This window comes from Leyella stercorea, from assembly GCF_021531655.1.
The window spans coordinates 1-16,914 of the sequence record NZ_JADYUF010000037.1 but is presented as its reverse complement, the minus strand read 5'-3'; the positions used below and the strand labels follow the sequence as shown (position 1 = coordinate 16,914).

General features: G+C 52.0%; 12 protein-coding genes and 1 tRNA gene. 7 read left to right on the top strand and 6 right to left on the bottom strand.

Features of this window, described 5'->3' with window-relative positions:
• Positions 1-240: 240 nt before the first annotated feature.
• Positions 241-2,292 (bottom strand): DUF5686 family protein, encoded by a 2,052-nt coding sequence (locus I6E49_RS10680; protein WP_235402254.1) that lies wholly within the window; start codon positions 2,290-2,292, stop codon positions 241-243.
• A gap of 126 nt (positions 2,293-2,418) precedes the next feature.
• Here I6E49_RS10680 and I6E49_RS10675 point away from each other — a divergent pair.
• Positions 2,419-2,492 (top strand) — tRNA-Ile (locus tag I6E49_RS10675).
• A 247-nt stretch (positions 2,493-2,739) separates the two neighbouring features.
• On the top strand, positions 2,740-4,095 hold the full coding sequence (locus tag I6E49_RS10670; protein WP_235402252.1) for an alanine/glycine:cation symporter family protein: 1,356 nt from the start codon (positions 2,740-2,742) through the stop codon (positions 4,093-4,095).
• A 2-nt stretch (positions 4,096-4,097) separates the two neighbouring features.
• Here the strand turns inward: I6E49_RS10670 and I6E49_RS10665 are convergent, their stop codons facing one another.
• Positions 4,098-5,303, bottom strand: a complete 1,206-nt coding sequence (locus I6E49_RS10665) for a PDDEXK nuclease domain-containing protein (protein ID WP_235402251.1) — start codon at positions 5,301-5,303, stop codon at positions 4,098-4,100.
• A 206-nt stretch (positions 5,304-5,509) separates the two neighbouring features.
• Here I6E49_RS10665 and fldA point away from each other — a divergent pair, with 206 nt between their 5' ends.
• The 3 genes from fldA (at position 5,510) to I6E49_RS14470 (ending at position 6,679) form a co-directional block, all read left to right on the top strand.
• On the top strand, positions 5,510-6,007 hold the full coding sequence (gene fldA, locus I6E49_RS10660; protein WP_235402250.1) for a flavodoxin FldA: 498 nt from the start codon (positions 5,510-5,512) through the stop codon (positions 6,005-6,007).
• 49 nt (positions 6,008-6,056) lie between these two features.
• Positions 6,057-6,425, top strand: coding sequence for a DUF2023 family protein (locus I6E49_RS10655; protein ID WP_235402249.1), 369 nt, complete (start codon positions 6,057-6,059; stop codon positions 6,423-6,425).
• A 119-nt stretch (positions 6,426-6,544) separates the two neighbouring features.
• Positions 6,545-6,679, top strand: a complete 135-nt coding sequence (locus I6E49_RS14470) for a hypothetical protein (RefSeq protein ID WP_262911546.1) — start codon at positions 6,545-6,547, stop codon at positions 6,677-6,679.
• Between the two features lie 333 nt (positions 6,680-7,012).
• On the opposite strand, the gene I6E49_RS10650 is transcribed toward I6E49_RS14470, so the two are convergent.
• Genes I6E49_RS10650 through I6E49_RS10640 form a run of 3 tightly spaced genes read right to left on the bottom strand, consistent with a single transcriptional unit; the run spans position 7,013 to position 11,067 of the window.
• Entirely contained in the window at positions 7,013-8,671 is a 1,659-nt protein-coding gene (locus I6E49_RS10650; protein WP_235402248.1) for a hypothetical protein, read from the bottom strand.
• Between the two features lie 5 nt (positions 8,672-8,676).
• A complete protein-coding gene (locus I6E49_RS10645) occupies positions 8,677-9,705 on the bottom strand; it encodes an HlyD family secretion protein (RefSeq protein WP_235402247.1) in 1,029 nt (342 codons plus the stop codon).
• A gap of 54 nt (positions 9,706-9,759) precedes the next feature.
• Positions 9,760-11,067: a TolC family protein gene (locus I6E49_RS10640; protein WP_235402246.1), complete on the bottom strand. Its 1,308-nt coding sequence runs from the start codon at positions 11,065-11,067 to the stop codon at positions 9,760-9,762.
• Positions 11,068-11,259: 192 nt separating this feature from the next.
• On the opposite strand from I6E49_RS10640, the gene I6E49_RS10635 reads away from it, so the two are divergent.
• Together I6E49_RS10635 and I6E49_RS10630 are read left to right on the top strand one after the other, a co-directional pair.
• Positions 11,260-12,138: an AraC family transcriptional regulator gene (locus tag I6E49_RS10635; RefSeq protein ID WP_235402244.1), complete on the top strand. Its 879-nt coding sequence runs from the start codon at positions 11,260-11,262 to the stop codon at positions 12,136-12,138.
• 251 nt (positions 12,139-12,389) lie between these two features.
• Positions 12,390-13,637, top strand: a complete 1,248-nt coding sequence (locus I6E49_RS10630; RefSeq protein ID WP_235402243.1) for a DUF4421 family protein — start codon at positions 12,390-12,392, stop codon at positions 13,635-13,637.
• A 296-nt stretch (positions 13,638-13,933) separates the two neighbouring features.
• Here the strand turns inward: I6E49_RS10630 and I6E49_RS10625 are convergent, their stop codons facing one another.
• On the bottom strand, positions 13,934-16,816 hold the full coding sequence (locus I6E49_RS10625) for a chondroitinase family polysaccharide lyase (RefSeq protein ID WP_235402242.1): 2,883 nt from the start codon (positions 16,814-16,816) through the stop codon (positions 13,934-13,936).
• Positions 16,817-16,914: the final 98 nt, after the last annotated feature.

The following is a 16,914-nucleotide window of genomic DNA, read 5'->3' as shown; positions in this document are numbered from 1 at the left end:
ATGGCAGCTATATAGAGACGGGGGCGTCGCCGAAGAGGCAACGGCCCCGTTATTTTTTTGCCCGTCAAACGACGGTTTTCGAAAAGGAGTCCTTTTGGTCTTCAAAAGGGTTCGTTTTGCATTGCAAAAGGAGTCCTTTTGCAACCTAAAAGGGGTCCTTTTGAAAGCCAAAAGGAGTCCTTTTCAAATTCGTTCATTACAAGCGGCTGAAACAGTCATTACAAGTGGGGCAAATCGTCGTTACCAGTGTCTGAACAGCTCCATATTCACTCGCACGCCCATTCCGTCGAAACGCCAGTTGCGCTGTGCTACGAACCAGCCCAGCGACAAGGCTCTTGTGGAGAATCCGTAGCCGTACTCGATGTAGGGATTGAGGCGTTTGACGGAAAGGGCGTTGATGTATATACGCTCACGCTCAATCAGTCGGCCGGCTATGGGAAGCCACGACAGCAGTAGCAGCGGTGTCTCGTAGGCGGCATTGGCACGCACGTAGTATTTCGAGGCGTTGTACCACTGGCTGTTGAGCAACTCGAATGTGCATGCCCAGTCGTCGTTCCATCCTCCGGGAATGTTGTTTTCGCGGAAATTAGAGTAGTCGAGGAAGTAGCTGCCGAATCCCTTGTGTGTGTAGAATCCGGTGCCGGCGCGCAGCTGCAGATAGCTCAGCGCCGAGAGATGGTGCTTGTACTGTCCGTCTATCTCCACACGCTCGTAGTCTGTGTCCGACCCCATGAACTTGCGTATGCCACGCTCGTAGTCGATGGTCAGGATAGGTCCGTTGTAGCCCATGGGCCTATAGGTAAGCTCGGCGATAGGTGCTACGGAGTTGTACGAGTCCTTGCGGCCCAGAAGGTTGAAGCTATGGTTGTCGACGGCAGTACGCTTGTGCGACACTATGCCCAGTTCCAGTCCCCAATGCGACGACGGGTCGTAGTGTGCCACGGCCTTGAAGCTGTGCACGCTGAAGTTGGTGAGGTTGAGACGCGACCAGTCTATGCTGTCCTTGCGTTCCAGTCGGATGGCATCCATCAGTTCGGAGTTGTATATATGTCGTCCGCTCGACCACTCGGTGCGTATGTAGGCGTTGCGTCGCTGGTTGATATAGAATGTGAAGGGGAAGTCGAAGTATATCTGCTTCTGCTTGAAGGAGTAGCCGGTCTTGAATCGCAGCTGCAGGGCCTGGCGTTCGTTGAAGAAGTAGGAGCCTCTGATGTCGAACTTATACGTCAGTCCGCGGCGCGCACTGTAGCTGAACGACAGCGGATTGAGCACCGGACTGATGCGGAAGTTGCCCTGCTCGTGCGTGCCGAACTTGCGTCGGGTGCGCATCACGAGGCGTCGTCCTACGTTCTTCCAGAGCAGTTTGGTCCACATACGGGTCTTGCTGCGCTGGGTGGCAGTGTCGGCTTGGCGTGCGTCGCGTGCTGCGTAGTAGCGGCTGTAGAGATACTGCTCGTGGCTGTTTGCGGGTATGGGTCGCACGAGATTGAGCAGCGCCGTGTCGCGGCGGTTGACGATCTGTACAGAGTCGGGCAACTTCTTGGGCAGGTCGTACACCGTTGTGTATTCGGCGGTGATGTCGTTGCCGAGAAAAAGGAAGCGGGTGTTGAGGTTGCATTGTGCCGGCATGAGTGTCTTGACGCCCTCGTCGCCCGTGGTCATCGTTACATGGAAGCGCACGAGGTCGTACTCGCCGTCAAACGAAGTTTCGAGTATCCGGCCCGTCGATTCCTCTATACGTGCCCATCCGCGCACCAGTTTGGTGTTCTTGAGGCGCGGCCTGAAGCTTACGATTACGGCTCCGCGCATAAACGGACTGACCTTGTAGCGGTAGAAACGGCGGTTGCGCACGTGGAAAGGCGATATGATTCGTCCGTCGATGAGCAGTTCTTCGTAGATGAGAGGAGTGAGATATTTCAGTACGGTGGGCATTGTTCGCATGCCGTAAGGTATGGTGTTGCGCTCGAGCATCTGCGTAAGGTGCATGTCGCCCGGACGTTTCATCATCATGCGGTCGTAGGTTTCGCCCACATGTTCGCGCACTCCGGTGTTTGCAATGGCATACATCGTCGGAATGGCGAGCAACAGACAGTTGCGGCGGTTGGTACGTATGTCGTACTTCAGATATGCATAGCTCTCCTGAGCCTTCAATCCTACGGTGTCGACCGAGGCTGCATAGCCGAACACACGCTTCATAATCTGAAGCGCGTACTTGCGGTCGGCGGCGTGGGCACGGGTGCATCCAGCCATCGTCAGCACGATAACGAGCAGTATGTTTAAGAAGTATCTCACGGTTATATATTCGTTGCAAAGTTACACCAAATTTCATGTATCCCACATTTTTTTGTTTAAAAATTTGGCATTCTGCTTTAAAAGCAGTATCTTTGCACCCGCAAACTTATCCATTAGGTATAAGTTGGACTTGTAGCTCAGTTGGTTAGAGCAACAGACTCATAATCTGGAGGTCCCTGGTTCAAGCCCAGGCTGGTCCACGCTTCTATTACAGCGACTTACGCTTCGGCGTAGGCCGCTGTTTTTAGTTTACGGGGTTTCATTCCAGCAGTAGGTTCTAACTCCACCATACCCACACATACTACTTGTTTATAAAATCCACGCTACATGCAGCGTTTTGATTTTATTTTATTACCTTTGCAACGTTTAATTAAGCATTTTGCAATGCTCCAACCATGTAATGTAGCATTTTGAAAGCCGCGAAGTGATAACACAAACACGTCAGATATGGATAACGTCAACGATTTTTTCGCCACGCTCAGCTCGTGTCTTTGGGGCTGGCCAATGATGGTATTGCTACTTGGCACCCACATTTTTCTAACTATCCGCCTGCGTTTCCCTCAACGCAAGATATTCACAGCCATCCGTCTGTCGGTACAACGCGACAAATCGCAGAAGGGAGACGTGTCGCAGTTTGGCGCGCTTGCTACCGCTCTTGCTGCCACAATAGGTACGGGAAACATCATTGGTGTTGCTACGGCGGTGGCATTAGGCGGTCCTGGAGCTGTGTTCTGGTGTTGGTTGACGGGCGTTTTCGGCATTTCTACAAAATATTCCGAGGCTTTGCTCGCCATAAAATACAGAGTAAAGTCTGAGAGCGGACGCATGCAGGGAGGTCCGATGTATACTCTGGAACGAGGTTTGGGCTGGCGCAAGATGGGATTTCTCTTTGCCTTGTTCACAGCAATAGCAGCATTCGGCATAGGATGCACGGTGCAAGCCAATGCCATTTCGACCATAATGCATGCTTCGTATGGCATCAGCACGGAGTTGAGTGGCAGCATACTGATGTTGCTTACGGCTGCTGTGCTCATCGGCGGAGTTCGAAGCATATCAAAGGTGTGCAGCATGCTGGTTCCGTTTATGGCATTGCTGTATGTGTTGGGATGCGTCTACATATTGTGTGGCAATGCCTGCTACATCGTGCCGGCGATAAGACTGATAGTGCATTCGGCATTCTCGCCGGAAGCAGCAGGAGGCGGATTTGCGGGCGGTTCGGTCATGATGGCAGCCCGTTACGGCATAGCGCGCGGTCTGTTCAGCAATGAGTCGGGACTCGGTTCAGCCCCAATCGTTGCCGCAGCTGCACGCACAAAGAATCCGGTACGCCAGGCTTTGGTATCGTCAACGGGCACATTCTGGGACACGGTGGTGATATGTGCGCTCACCGGGCTCGTCATTGTAAGCAGTATCATAGCCTATCCCGACATCGACTACAGCGAAGGTGCTGAGCTGACGAAGATGGCTTTCTCGAAGATTCCAGTCATCGGTCCGTTCATATTGAGCTTCGGCTTGCTGACATTCGCCTTCAGCACCATTCTCGGATGGGGCTATTATGGCGAGCGAGCAATGGAATATATCAAGGGAAAGCGCTGCACCTACGTCTATCGTCTGCTCTACATCGTGGCAGTATTTGCAGGCAGCGTTGCCAATCTCGCTATAGTGTGGAACATAGCCGACTGCATGAACGCCCTCATGGCTATTCCTAATCTGCTGTCGCTGATATTCCTGAATGGCGTAATCGTGCATGAGACGCGCAAGTATCTGTGGCGCGACCGACTCGACCGCGAGATGAACGAGTAACCTTACACTTCGTTCTGCTCGCTTAATTGTCTTCGCAAAAAGTCCTCCAGCGTTTTCTTGTCGGGCAACTGTAGCATGTACGTGGAAACAAACAGCTGGTTGTCCATGCCCGCAAGAGCATACTCAACCATTTTCTTTCCCTTGCGAGTGCAGAGGAGAATGCCGATAGGAGGATTGTCGCCGGGTTGCATTTCGTTCTCGCGATAATGAGATACGTATGCGTTGAGCTGTCCGAAGTTCTCGTATGAGAATTCCTCGTTCTTTAGTTCGATGATTACTCCGCAATGCAGAATGCGGTTATAGAACACAAGATCGGGATAATAATATTCGTCATCGATGATAATGCGCTTTTGTCGTGACTCTAAACAGAAGCCCTTTCCAAGTTCAAGAATGAACTCTTGCAGATGACTGATTAGTGCATTCTCCAAGTCATGTTCGTCAATAACGTCCTGCGGTTTCAATCCAAGAAACTCAAAGGTGAAAGGTTGGCGTATCTGTAACTCTGCCGAATCATGACCTTGAACGGAAGGAAGCGACAACAGTTTGTCCGGATTGGTGCTGATACCAGCCCTTATATATAGGTTGGTACTTATCTGACGACGAAGCTCACGAACCGACCATGTACACTTGATGCACTCCTGCTCGTAGAAATAACGGGCAAGAGGGTCGTCGAGAGTAAGTAACTCAACAATATGAGAGAATGACAGTGACGATATTATTTTTTTGCCTGAAGTTTTGAATTGGTCCGACACTGTCGGACTTTTTTCTTTTTGTTTATTATCAGACCAAAAATTATCGTTTGTTGACAATGCGTTAACTCGTTTTACTAATTGGTCCGACACTGTCGGACTAATTGCAGGAACTAAGTTCTCTGCCATCTGAGGATAGTGAAGGTAAAAGCTTCGAGAGTTTTTTAATAGGGTTATGTTTATTCCCTTCCTATTCACTCTCTCCTCCAGTTTCTTCAGCAGCTTCGCCCCATACTCTGCCCTATCCTTGCCGTGCTGTTCATATTCCACGATGTAATAACCTATGAGCCAGTTGCGCATTGTCTGCAAACGGTTGATCGCTTTGACCGCAGAAGACAGAGCGGCATCGTGAGTTGACTGAATAATGGAAGTCAAGTCGCCAAAGGAGTGAAGCTTGTTGCTCCAATCCTCAAAAGGAAGTTCCATGCCGTCATGGGCGTATGTTGATATATCTTTCATAATGTAGTTGTTGTATAGATGTTTACAAAGATACAGAAAGCAACTCACAATCCACCATAGAATCCTAAAAATCATAGAATTTAGGTATTGTGTAGAAGTTAAAACCGAGCTAATTTTGCAGCGGTGATACGACCGAGCAGAATGCTTGGCGGTGATAAAACCAAGAACTTTAACCATAAATTTCTAAATAAAAACAACTGAAGATTATGAAGAAGACTGTAATCATCTATGGCACAAGCACTGGTACTTGTGAAGACCTGGCTGGCAGAATAGGTGCCAAACTGGGCGTAGACAACATCATCAACGTCACCGACCTTGACGACAGCGTCATCGCCGACAACGACAATCTGATTCTCGGCACATCTACATGGGGTGCTGGCGAGGTGCAGGACGACTGGTACGACGGACTGAAGACGCTCAAGGGTGCCAACCTTGAGGGCAAGAGTGTAGCCATCTTCGGCTGCGGCGACTCCGAGTCTTACCCCGACACCTTCGTAGGCGGAATGGCTGAGCTGTACAACGCAGCAAAGAATGCAGGTGCCAACGTTATCGGTGGCGTGTCTACCGACGGCTATACTTTCGATGACTCGGAATCGGTGGTTGACGGAAAGTTTGTAGGTCTGGCGCTCGACGAGGTGAACGAAGACGACAAGACCGACGAGCGCATCGACGCATGGGTGGCTGAGATACAGCCCAGTCTGTAACCAATACATCTGTTCTTACTCTCATATTTAAATCCTCAAGTTCACAATCATGCAGCAATCCACAGTACTACCCATAGACATGAAGGTTCTGATGAACCATATATACGAATACAAGAAGGGTGTGCGCCGTATGGTGCTATTCACCTTCAACAAGAAGTATGAGGACTTCGCCATACGCCGTCTGGAAAGCCAGAACATCAAATACGTGATCCAACCCGTTGGCAACGACCGTCTGAACCTATACTTCGGCCGCGAGGAGTGCCTCAACGCCATACGCATGATTGTGACACGTCCGCTCAATCTGCTCACTCCCGAGGAGGACTTCATGCTCGGCGCGATGCTGGGCTATGACATTTGCGCCCAATGCGAGAGATATTGTGAGCGCAAGGACAAATGCAACTGTCATCTCAATTCGTAGATACCGTTTACGGATATAACCTATAGGAGGGTGTGCAAAACTCTAAGCAGCACGCCCCGAAGGGGGCAGAAGCCCATAGCCCAGGGCACACGCCCTGGGTAAAAGTATCCCAAATAGCAATGCGCCCTGTAAGGGCAAAAGCGTTAATAATCAATGCTTTTGCCCTTACAGGGCGCATTGCTATTTTCAATTCGTATACCCAAGGCGCTGCCTTGAGCTATGAGCCTATTGGGCTTTCAGCCCGCATTGTTTGAGTTTTGACACGCCCTACCCTCCTATGGCAGCAGCTTTCAGTTTGCTGTATTTAAGACAACTGAACCACTAACAACCAATCATCAAACTACCAATAATCAATCACCAAACCACTAATAATTAAACACTAAAAAAAATGTAGTCCTTTTGCATTGCAAAAGGGTTCGTTTTGGTGTGCAAAAGGAGTCCTTTTACAGTCCAAAAGGAGTCCTTTTGGAAGGCAAAAGGACCCCTTTTGAAGAACAGCCGTTTTTTTAGTCGGAAACAGCAGCAATCCTACATATAGAATAAGGTATAAAACATTGCCGACCGAACTTGTTTGACACACCCTCCTCCTACTGTCTTTGTCGGCGCAACTGCCTTATACGCTTCAGTCGTCGCTGTCGTTGCACACCGCGCAACACTCTCATTCCCACTACGGGCCATGCCGGAATATGCTTCACCTGATGGCGTACCATCGGGATGTCCCACAACAGCATGAGGGCAGCAAAGAAGAGTCCGGCTATCAGAGTCCATCCGAACAGTATCTTGACGCTTTGCGCCAGAAATCCCTCCACAATGCCATTCATCATCTGCGGAAAGTTGACCGCCCTGGCACTCATGCGCACGCTGTCGACATAACCCGAACAACGGGCAAATCCGTCAGCAACGTAATACCTCATGCCACGTCCGTGCAGCGCCGCGCCAACGAGTCCGCCGACAAACATGTGCAGAACATTGAACACCGACAACGCCTGGAAGAAGTGCTCGAACGACATGATGGCATGCAGACACCACATAAAAGAAATGCACAGAACGGCGTAGCTGAATCCGCGCCAGAGGATTGGTATGCGCAGCTGTTCGATGCTGATGTTGGAGTCGACAAGCACGTAGAATCCGCCGGCATATATGCAGAACGCCACCAGCGCCAGCGCTATCAGCTTGTACACGTTCCATCGCATCAGCTTGAGCCAGCCTATCGAGAACAGACATCCTGCCACAATGCCCGGCAACGACCACTGGTTGAGCGCCTCGTAGGTGTGGTCGGCGTAGTGCATCACCTCCTCGTAGTACACCATTTCGAGCACATGCTCGCACGAGAAGAGCGCCTCCACCACTCCGATGAGCAGTACCACGGGCACCACATTGTGATAGGTCCACATAGCCGGTTCGATGTAGGGCTTGGGATGGTGCATCATGCGTTGCAGACATACGGCGAGCGTGATGAGCATAGTGCCCGTGACAAGGCGGAAGTCGGACGAGTGCCACCAGTCGAGCCAGTCGCCATAGTTGAGCAGCCAAGCCACCTGCAGCCACAGCACACACCACAGCAGCGCACCCATCCAGTCGATGCCCTTGAGCGGAACGATTTGCGGCATGGCATGGAAGGGGCGTGTCAGCAGAGCCTGCACAAGCAGCACGACGAGCATGAGCGCCATGACGAGCCAGTGCATGTAGGTCCAGTGCATGTCGAAGGCAAACCATGCGGCGAGATAGCCAGCCACCTCAATGGAGCAGAGCAGAATGATGTGCAGTATAGGGAAGAAGACGCCGAAGTCGCGCTTGGGTGTCATCCACAGCTGTATGGTGGACATACACTCGAATGTGCCTTGTATTTTAGCCATACCGCACAGCACGCACAGCGCCCACAACAGCGGCAGCGGCATACGGAATGTAGCCAGCAGATTGCACACCACTATCACGGCGGCAGACGTCATGAGCAGCAGCTTGTTGCTGAAGCGGAACTTCATGCGGAAGAGTACGGGGAAGTAGAGCGCCATACCGATAAGCGTGGCGTACAGACACATCTGCACATCCTCGCGCATTATGCCCCACTCGCCCACTATATTGTTCATGGCACCCAGATACATGCCGTTGGACAGCTGGAAGCAGAACGCCAGAACTACGTATATCCACGGCCTTATCCACTTGGGCACAAAGTCGTGATACATGGGCATGGCGAACGTCATGGGAGGTCCGCCAGCCGCATGCTTGCTATTAGTGTTGTTGTCCATAGAGGCTACTTGTTGACAGTACATTCAACGTTCATGCCTGCACGCAACTTGGCGAGCTTCGACTTGTCGCCTTCAAGATGTATGCGCACCGGTATGCGCTGCTCCACCTTGACGAAGTTGCCCGTAGCATTGTCCTGCGGAATCACGGAGAAAGCCGAACCGGTAGCGTCGCTGATGCGCTCCACGGTGCCCTCAAACTCTACGTCGGGCACAGCGTCCGCCTTGATGCTCACCTTTGCTCCGAGGCTGATACCGGGCAGTTGGGTCTCGCGATAGTTTGCCACTACCCACAGCTCGGAATTGTCCACGATGTCGACCATAGCCTGACCGGGCTGCACGAGCTGGCCCACGTGTATGTTCTTCTTGCCCACCACGCCGTCAGCTGTAGCCGTGATGACGGTGTACGAGAGGTTGAGTCGGGCGAGCTTAATCTGCGCCTGCGCCACGTCGATGGCAGCCTTGTTCTGCGACAGACGATGGCCCTGCTCCTGCTCGGCACGATTCAGTGTGGCACGGCTGCGCACCACCTGCTCGTAGCGAGCCTTGGCAGCGAGATAGTTGGTGTGTATCTGGTCGTACTGCTGCTGTGTCACGGCGTCGGCTTTGAGCAGTTGGGCGTAGCGCTGGTCGTCCTGGCGTGCGTTGTCGAGCCGTACACGAGCCTCGTCGATGCCGGCATCCGACACGCTCATGTTCTGTCGTGTCACGCCGATGCCCGAAGTCGTGGCATCGCCGCCTGCCATTTCGCGCTGCAGGTTGGCCTCAGCCTGAGCCAGCTGGAGGCGGAACTCGCTGTCCTCGATTATCACGAGAGTGTCGCCCTTATGTACGGGCTGATATTCGCTGAATCGTATCTCCTTGATGAATCCGCCCACACGGGTATTGACGGGTGTGATGTGCTGCTGCACGGTGGCGTTGTCGGTGAACTCGCCGTCGCCGAAATGCACGAAATGATTCACCACAAGCCATGCTCCGATGACGAGCAGAATGAGTACGCAGATGTTGTATATGGTTCGCAAAAGTTTCTTGTCCATGTCGTTGTTGTTATTTATTGATGTTGAAAAAGTTGGTTGTCTTATTACACATTATTATATATTGCCGGCAGCATAGCGCACGTTGTAGTAGGTGTAGGCTATGTTGATGCGGGCGTTAACTTCCTGCAGTTCGGCGTTGAGCTTTATGTTCGACGCGTCGATCATGTCGGTGATGAGCGCCAGCTGGTTGTTGTAGCGGTTGCTCACGACCTGATAGTTCTGCTGGGCCAGCTCCACACTCTTCTGCTGGGTGCGCAGTTCGACAAACGATTGCTTGTGCATTGTGTACGCCTGCTGCATGTTGTTGTTGACAGTTTCGGCTGCAACGCTGTGGGCGGTGTTGCTCAGTCGCAGCTGCTCCTTGGCTCGGCGAACGGACTTGTTGGACTTGAAGAGCGAGCTGAGCGAGTATTTCACGCCGACACCTATGTACCAGATGTTGAAGTTCTTGTCAATGGGCGGAAGGTCGTAGGTGAACGGTCCGGCAAAGTTGTCGGCTGCTACGACGGCTATCTTGGGCAGGAGTTCGCTCTTGCTCAGCTTGAGCTGCTGTTCAGCCATCTTCACGTCGATGGCAGACTGCTGCAAAACGGGCGAAAAATTGGCTGCTTCGGTTTGCAGCAATTGCTCCGAATCGAGGTTGTCGTCAATGGCTTCAAGATTCATGTCGGGCACGATGGTGACGTCGGCGAGTCCGAGCGTGTTGCAAAGCTGGTGGTTTGCGATGCTCTTCTGGTCTTCCAAGCGTCGCTTGCCGAGTCTGAGCGACTCCATCTGCAGCTCGTATCGTGTCACGTCGTTCTTCAGTGCCATGCCCTGCTTCTGTCTTGACTTGATGTCGTCGATGAGTTTGGCGGTGAGAGTGATGTTGCTGTCGTACACCTTGATGCCGTTGTTGAGCTTCATCAGCTCCAGATACTGTCCAAGAGCGACGAAACGCATCTGGTTGCGGGTAATCTGTACGGCGTTCTCGCTGCGTTGTTTCTGCAGTTCGGCAAGTCGGATGCCGCTGTTGATGGCTCCGCCTGCATACACCACCTGCTGCGCCTCAAGCGCAAAGGAGTTGCCGAAGTGGGGCTGTGTTATGCCCTTGGCGTTGGAGAAGTCGCGGTCGGTCATGAGCACGTTGCCGTTGTAGCTTGCCGTGAGCGACGCGTTGATGTCGGGCAGGCGCTTGCTCTTGGCCTCCTCTACGGCACGGCTGGCTACGTCGACGCCCGTCTTCTGCGCCGTGAGCACATTGCTGCCGCTCTCAATCAGACTGAATAGTTGGTCAACTGTCATGCTGCGCTGTGTCTGAGCCATGCCGCTTACAACCGAAAGCAGACACACGCAGACAGCGCATAATAATCTTTTCTTCATTATTACGATGATGCTTATAAATAAAAAACATTGATTTTGCGACTGCAAAGTTACGCATTTCCGCCACGCCGATTATTTATTAAATATCTACAGGAATGGGACATTTCGGAACTGTCGTGCCGTTTTGTCATTTAAAATAGCGATATTTGCAGCACAAATCAGAACGCAAGCTTATAGAAGAATACTGTAGATATGGAACTCAAGGATATAGAAATGCGCTCCAACCGCAAGGCTTCGCTCAAGACACGCAGTCTGGACGAATGGCTGGGCGAGTACGTGGTGATTGACTACGGAATGATTGTGCTGTGCAGGGAGGGCGAGGCTGACTTCAGGGTGAACTTCACGGAATGGCGGCTGAAGCCCGGCTCGGTGATAACGCTGTTTCCGGGCGACGTGGTGTCGATAACAAGCAAGAGCGAGGAGTTCAAGGCTGAGACGCTGCGCTATGCCGCGTCGCTGCTGCGCGAAGCCAGTCTGCAACTGGAACATACCGTGTACTCCGAACTGAAGACCGACCGCTGCCGTACCGAGTCGGCTACGCTGACGAGCATCGTGAGCAATATGCTGACGCTGCTGCGTCTGTACTTCGAGCAGGAGGGCTGCATCTGTCTCGACCAACTGGTGATGCTGCAGCTGAAGGCTTTCTTCCTGGGATTCTACGACTATCTGTATCGCAACCCTTCCGAGCGCAAGGCGGAGAGCGAGAGCCCGCGTACCAAGGAACTGTTCAATCAGTTTATGCGCGAACTGGAGCGCCGCTACCGCGAGTCGCGCGACGTTAGCTACTACGCCGAACTGCTACACATCTCGCCAAAGTATCTCAACATGGTGACACAACGCATGACCAGCCACACCATCAAGACCATTATCAATCAGTATGTGGTGTTGCAGATAAAGCAATCGCTCACCACTGAGGAGAAATCCATCAAACAAATAGCGTGGGACTATCACTTCAGCGACCTCTCGTTCTTCTGCCGATACTTCAAGCAGCACACGGGTATGACACCGCAACAGTTCAGGAAGAGGGAGTTGCGCTCCCCCGTTGAGGGGGTGAGCGCAGCTCAGTTGTGATGTTGAGGTGGTGAGATAGTGTGGTTTGTGGGCTAAATGTAGGAGGTTATGGCGTCCCCGCCATAACCTGAGCAAGCAATAGGTACTGCTGTTCGTGTATTCGGTCGTTTTGAATATAACTCCTAACATTTAACACTTAACATTTAGCGCTGAGCACTTAACACTTAACATTTAACACTTAACATTTAGCACATAATTGCCAAAAAGCCAAGATTTTAGTAATTTTGCAGAATGTCAATCCACACATTATTATGAGAATTAAAAACATGCATATTACATCGTCGTTATGGTTGCTGCGGGTTGTGCTGCTTGCAACAACGTTGTCGCTGGCAATGCCGGATGCTGCCATTGCGCAGGAGAAGAAGCCACGCCGTAAGTTCAAGGCTTGGCTGATGTGCGCCGATAGCCTCCGACTGGAACTAAGACGCTCCGCCGACCGCGGACAGATGCTGCAATGGACCGACTCTGTCATCATGGCTGAAATCAACAAGAGCAAGATGAGCGAGAAGAGGAAGCAGCGCTACATGCGTAGACACATCAAAATACAGAAGCGACTGGCACGTTACGACCGCCAACTGTTCCGTGGCGACTCGCTCCTGGCTGCCAATTATCATAAAGTCAAGTACGATACCGCCTACATAGGACGGCCCGACGCACGATGGACCATTAAATACCGAGGCAATCTGTCGGGTGCCGACATGCGCACAACAAGCGTTACGGACGGCGTGCAGAACCGCTCGCGCGTTACAGCCGACTGCCGTGGAACGCTCAGCATGGCTGTGGCTTACCGCGGATTGGGACTGGGCGTGGCTGTCAATCCTGCCAAGTTTGCAGGCAAGTGCAAGGACTTCGAGTACAACCTCAACTCGTATAGCAACCGCTATGGATTTGACGTGGTGTTCCTGTCATCAAAGACATATCACGGATATAAGGCTGCTGACGCTGAACGCATAGACATACACAAGGGACAGATTTCGCAGAATGCGCTCAACCTCAACTTCTACTATGCCTTCAACTATCGTCGGTTCTCCTTCCCTGCCGCCTTCAGTCAGAGCTATATACAGAAGCGCAGCGCAGGAAGCTGGATGATTGGCGCAAGCTTCGACGGTTCGAAGACGGAGCTGAGCGACATGACCATCCGCCTCAACGAGTTTGCCGTGGGTGCCGGCTATGCCTACAATCTGGTAGCATTCAGCCACTGGCTGTTCCACCTCTCTGCCCTACCCACCGTGACTGTATACTCGCACGACTATACTAAGACCAAGACCACTGCCGACGATGGCAACGACCAGACTGCAACCAACACCATGCGCCACGACATGAAATATCATTTCCCCTCGGCAATCATCACGGGACGTGCCGCCGCCGTATACTCTTGGCGCAACAAATTCGCAGGTGCCACAGCGGTGTACAACTACTCCGTAGCCGGCGATGAAGACCATCTGCAAGTGAGAAGAAACAAATGGAGAGTGAGAATGTTCTTCGGATTCAGGTTTTAGGAGCTGCGCTCCAGTTGTAATGTTGAGGTGTTGAGATGGTGTGGTTTGTGATAATTGGTTGAGATGGTGAGGTGTTGTGATGGTGAGATGGTGTAGTTTGTGGACTAAACAATATAATTCAAAAAACAAAACGGCGGACTCCTGCGCGACGCACAAGCAAAAAACAATATTCAAAATGTTTGCTTGTGCGTCGGACGGGAGTCCGCCGTTCCATTATAATACTGTACAAACTGCACAGCACATCACTCCCCTCCCTGCGGGGGAGGGGCTGGGGGTAGAGCTTCTATGGTAGAGCTTTATCCTTTAATAATATAAAACTCCACCGGCTGACCATGCTGGCAAGTCACAGTAAGGATCGTTTCTGTAGCTGTGGTCTGTACTTTCACCTTGTCGTTAGGCTGTGCCAGGTTCCACTTGCCCTTCATTACAATCTGCTTAACGATGGGACGGCTCGGCTCCTTTGTGGTGAATGTCTTCTCCGAGATATTCAGGTTAGGGTCGCACACGCTCATCACGATGCCCCCATCCGAAGCCTTCTGCATCACCATAGTTTCGGCAGGAATCAGGCTGAAGAGCTTGTCGCCTTGCGGCTGATAGGTGTCGAAGGCAGCGTAGGCAGTAATGCCCGTGAGCTTGTCCGTCACTACGTGAGCGGTGTTGTCCTTATGGAGTATCTGATAAGGAGCCTTGCTGCGGGCTGCGTCAAGCTCCTGCTTGGTGGGCTGAACAAGTACCAGATATTCGTACTGAGCATCCTTGGGCGATACGCCGTGGTTGATATATGCCGAGGCAAACGTTCCTTGAGTTGGCTTGCGGGTCTTCTCGTGGCACGACTCCTGCTCGGCTATCTGCACACGGACGTCGCCAGAGTTGAAGATGTAGCAGTTGTTGTAGCCGTCCTGAATGCAGTGAGGCTTGCCGTCGTTCAGTTCAAGGCTGAAAGCGGCATCCTTCAGCTTGCCGTCGACATAGATGTCGCTCTTGCCCTTGGTGAATGTGCTCTGGAAGAGGGTGGTTTCGGTAGGATATGTAGCGTTGCTATTGCTGATGCCGGTGCCGAGGCAAACCATACGGTTGTCGAAACAGAACACAGACTTGCGTGCTACGAAGTCGGGAGTGAAGTTCTTCATCTTGCGCTCCATAAGCTTCATGGCAAACATTCCGTTCATTCCTTCAAGCGAACTCGCACCTGAGAAGTTCTCCTTGCTGTGTGCCATAGTAGTGCCGGGAAGCGGACTGTCGAGCATATCGAACGGCAGATGAATGGTAGTGGTGCCCGGCAGGCGGTTCCAATCCCAACCGTTCTCGTCAAAACCGCTCGCCTTGCGCGACGGATAGCCCATAATCTGTACCGAACCGTAGCTCTGGTAGCGACCGTAGCGATTGTCCTTCTTGTATATCTCGGCTCCCCACACGTCGGTGGTGTAGCCCTTCAGCGTCACCATCCAGTCGCTGCGGCGGAAGATTCCAGCCGAACCGTAGTTGTATACGAAGAATCCCTGCGGAGCCTTGGCAGGCTTGATGCCCTCCTTACGGAAGTAGGCAGCTTCGGGAGTGTTCTTCTTGCAGAGGCGCAGATAGTCGGCTGCAAGATGACGGTCGAACTTGTTGCCTTCGCCCGAGAGGTCGCCGGCAAGTGCCAGATAGGCAAACGAGGCTATATCGTCGTCCTTCATCGACGAGCCGAACGGATGGCGTCCGCTTATGCCTACGCCCCACTCGTACATATTACTGTAATTGCGCATTGAGAGGAAAGCCTGCTTCAGCACCTGACGAGCCTCAACCGTAGGCACGTAACGAGTATGGTTGGTGAGCGAGACGTACTGGCCTATCATGGCAAGCACGCCCGTAGTGTAGGCAGGATAGAAACCGCCATGATGGAATGTGGTGCCGTCGACCTTGATGCCGCCTATTGTTCCGGGAGTATACTGAAGCGTTCCGCTGAGCCAACGTGTCAGTCCGGTAAGGGCACGAGCACGTTCGCACGGATTGACCATAAGCAAAGACGACACGGTCTTGGGCATGAGCAGAGTGTGCCACGAGTCGAGCAGCTCGTCACGTCCTGCCTTGGCTGGCACGCGAGTCTCCTGCAATGCCGACCAGAAGATGAGCGTAGAGAGTATGTTGTCGCGATTCTTCGAACGCCATATAGCGTCGCGCATGAGCCATGCGGTGTTGTACACGCGGCGAATCTGATAGCCGTAGTGATGGTTGGTGCCCATTCCACTGCCGAAGGCGAATCCCTGATTGATGACATAGTCCCAAACGAGGAAGTAGTTATTGGATGCTTCAGCCGAGTGATTGCAATAGGCATCAAGAGCAAAACCAGCAAGCATGTCCTCAACATCATTGAGAGTTATCTCGCCCTTCTTGCGGTTGAGCTCGTCGGGAGCTACAATCGGAGCACCGGTGAAGCCGTCGCCACTCTTGCGTATATTCACTTTCTTGAATGTAGCATACGCTTTCTCTACCTGTTTCTTTGGTGCCACGCGCACGTCGAGAGCCTCAGTGAGTCGCTTTTCAACAGTTGCGAGGTCCTGTTTCTCGTCGGCTGTAAGTTGCTTTGCCAAAGGAATGTCGTACTTATATTGCTCCCACTGCCACACACGGCACCAATGCCAGAGGTCGCGATAGGTCAAAGAGTTGTTGCTGGGCATCTGAAGGTCGGGGGTGGTGCGGTCGTTAATCTTCTTCACTGGGAAGGTGAGACGGTCAAGATATACCCTACCCTTGCGCTCGGGAGCAATGATGCGATAGCCCGCAACGTTATGGTTCTTCTTGTCGCCCTGCATGTTTTTGAAGCCAATCCAGCAGGCACGCCATCCGGCAGAATAAAGGCGGAAGGCAAACCGATAAGATACGTCGCCGTCAGGAGCGTAGAATTCGAATCGCAAAGAATCTTTCTGTGGACGCTCGTTGTATATCCACAACATTATGCCATTATCGTCCTTCAAGGCAAAGGGCTTCTCTACGGCTACGTCAATCACGCTGCCAGGCGTGAAATTCCATTCCAGACTCTTGGTGCCTTCCTTATAATAATCGGAAGAAAGAGCGAGTTCTTGAGGCTTCGAGCATTTGAAGTTTTGCGGAATCCGGTCCTCAAAACCAACGAGTTGGGCAGAGGCTGCAGCGCTGAATGATAATAAGAATAATAGCAAATTTAAGATCTTCTGTGTCATAGTAAATTGGTTAGATACGGTAATTTACTCAAGTTTCGGATTTAGACTTTGAGGTTGAATTTATTGTATAAAAAAGGCTTTGAGTATTTCCGTATGTC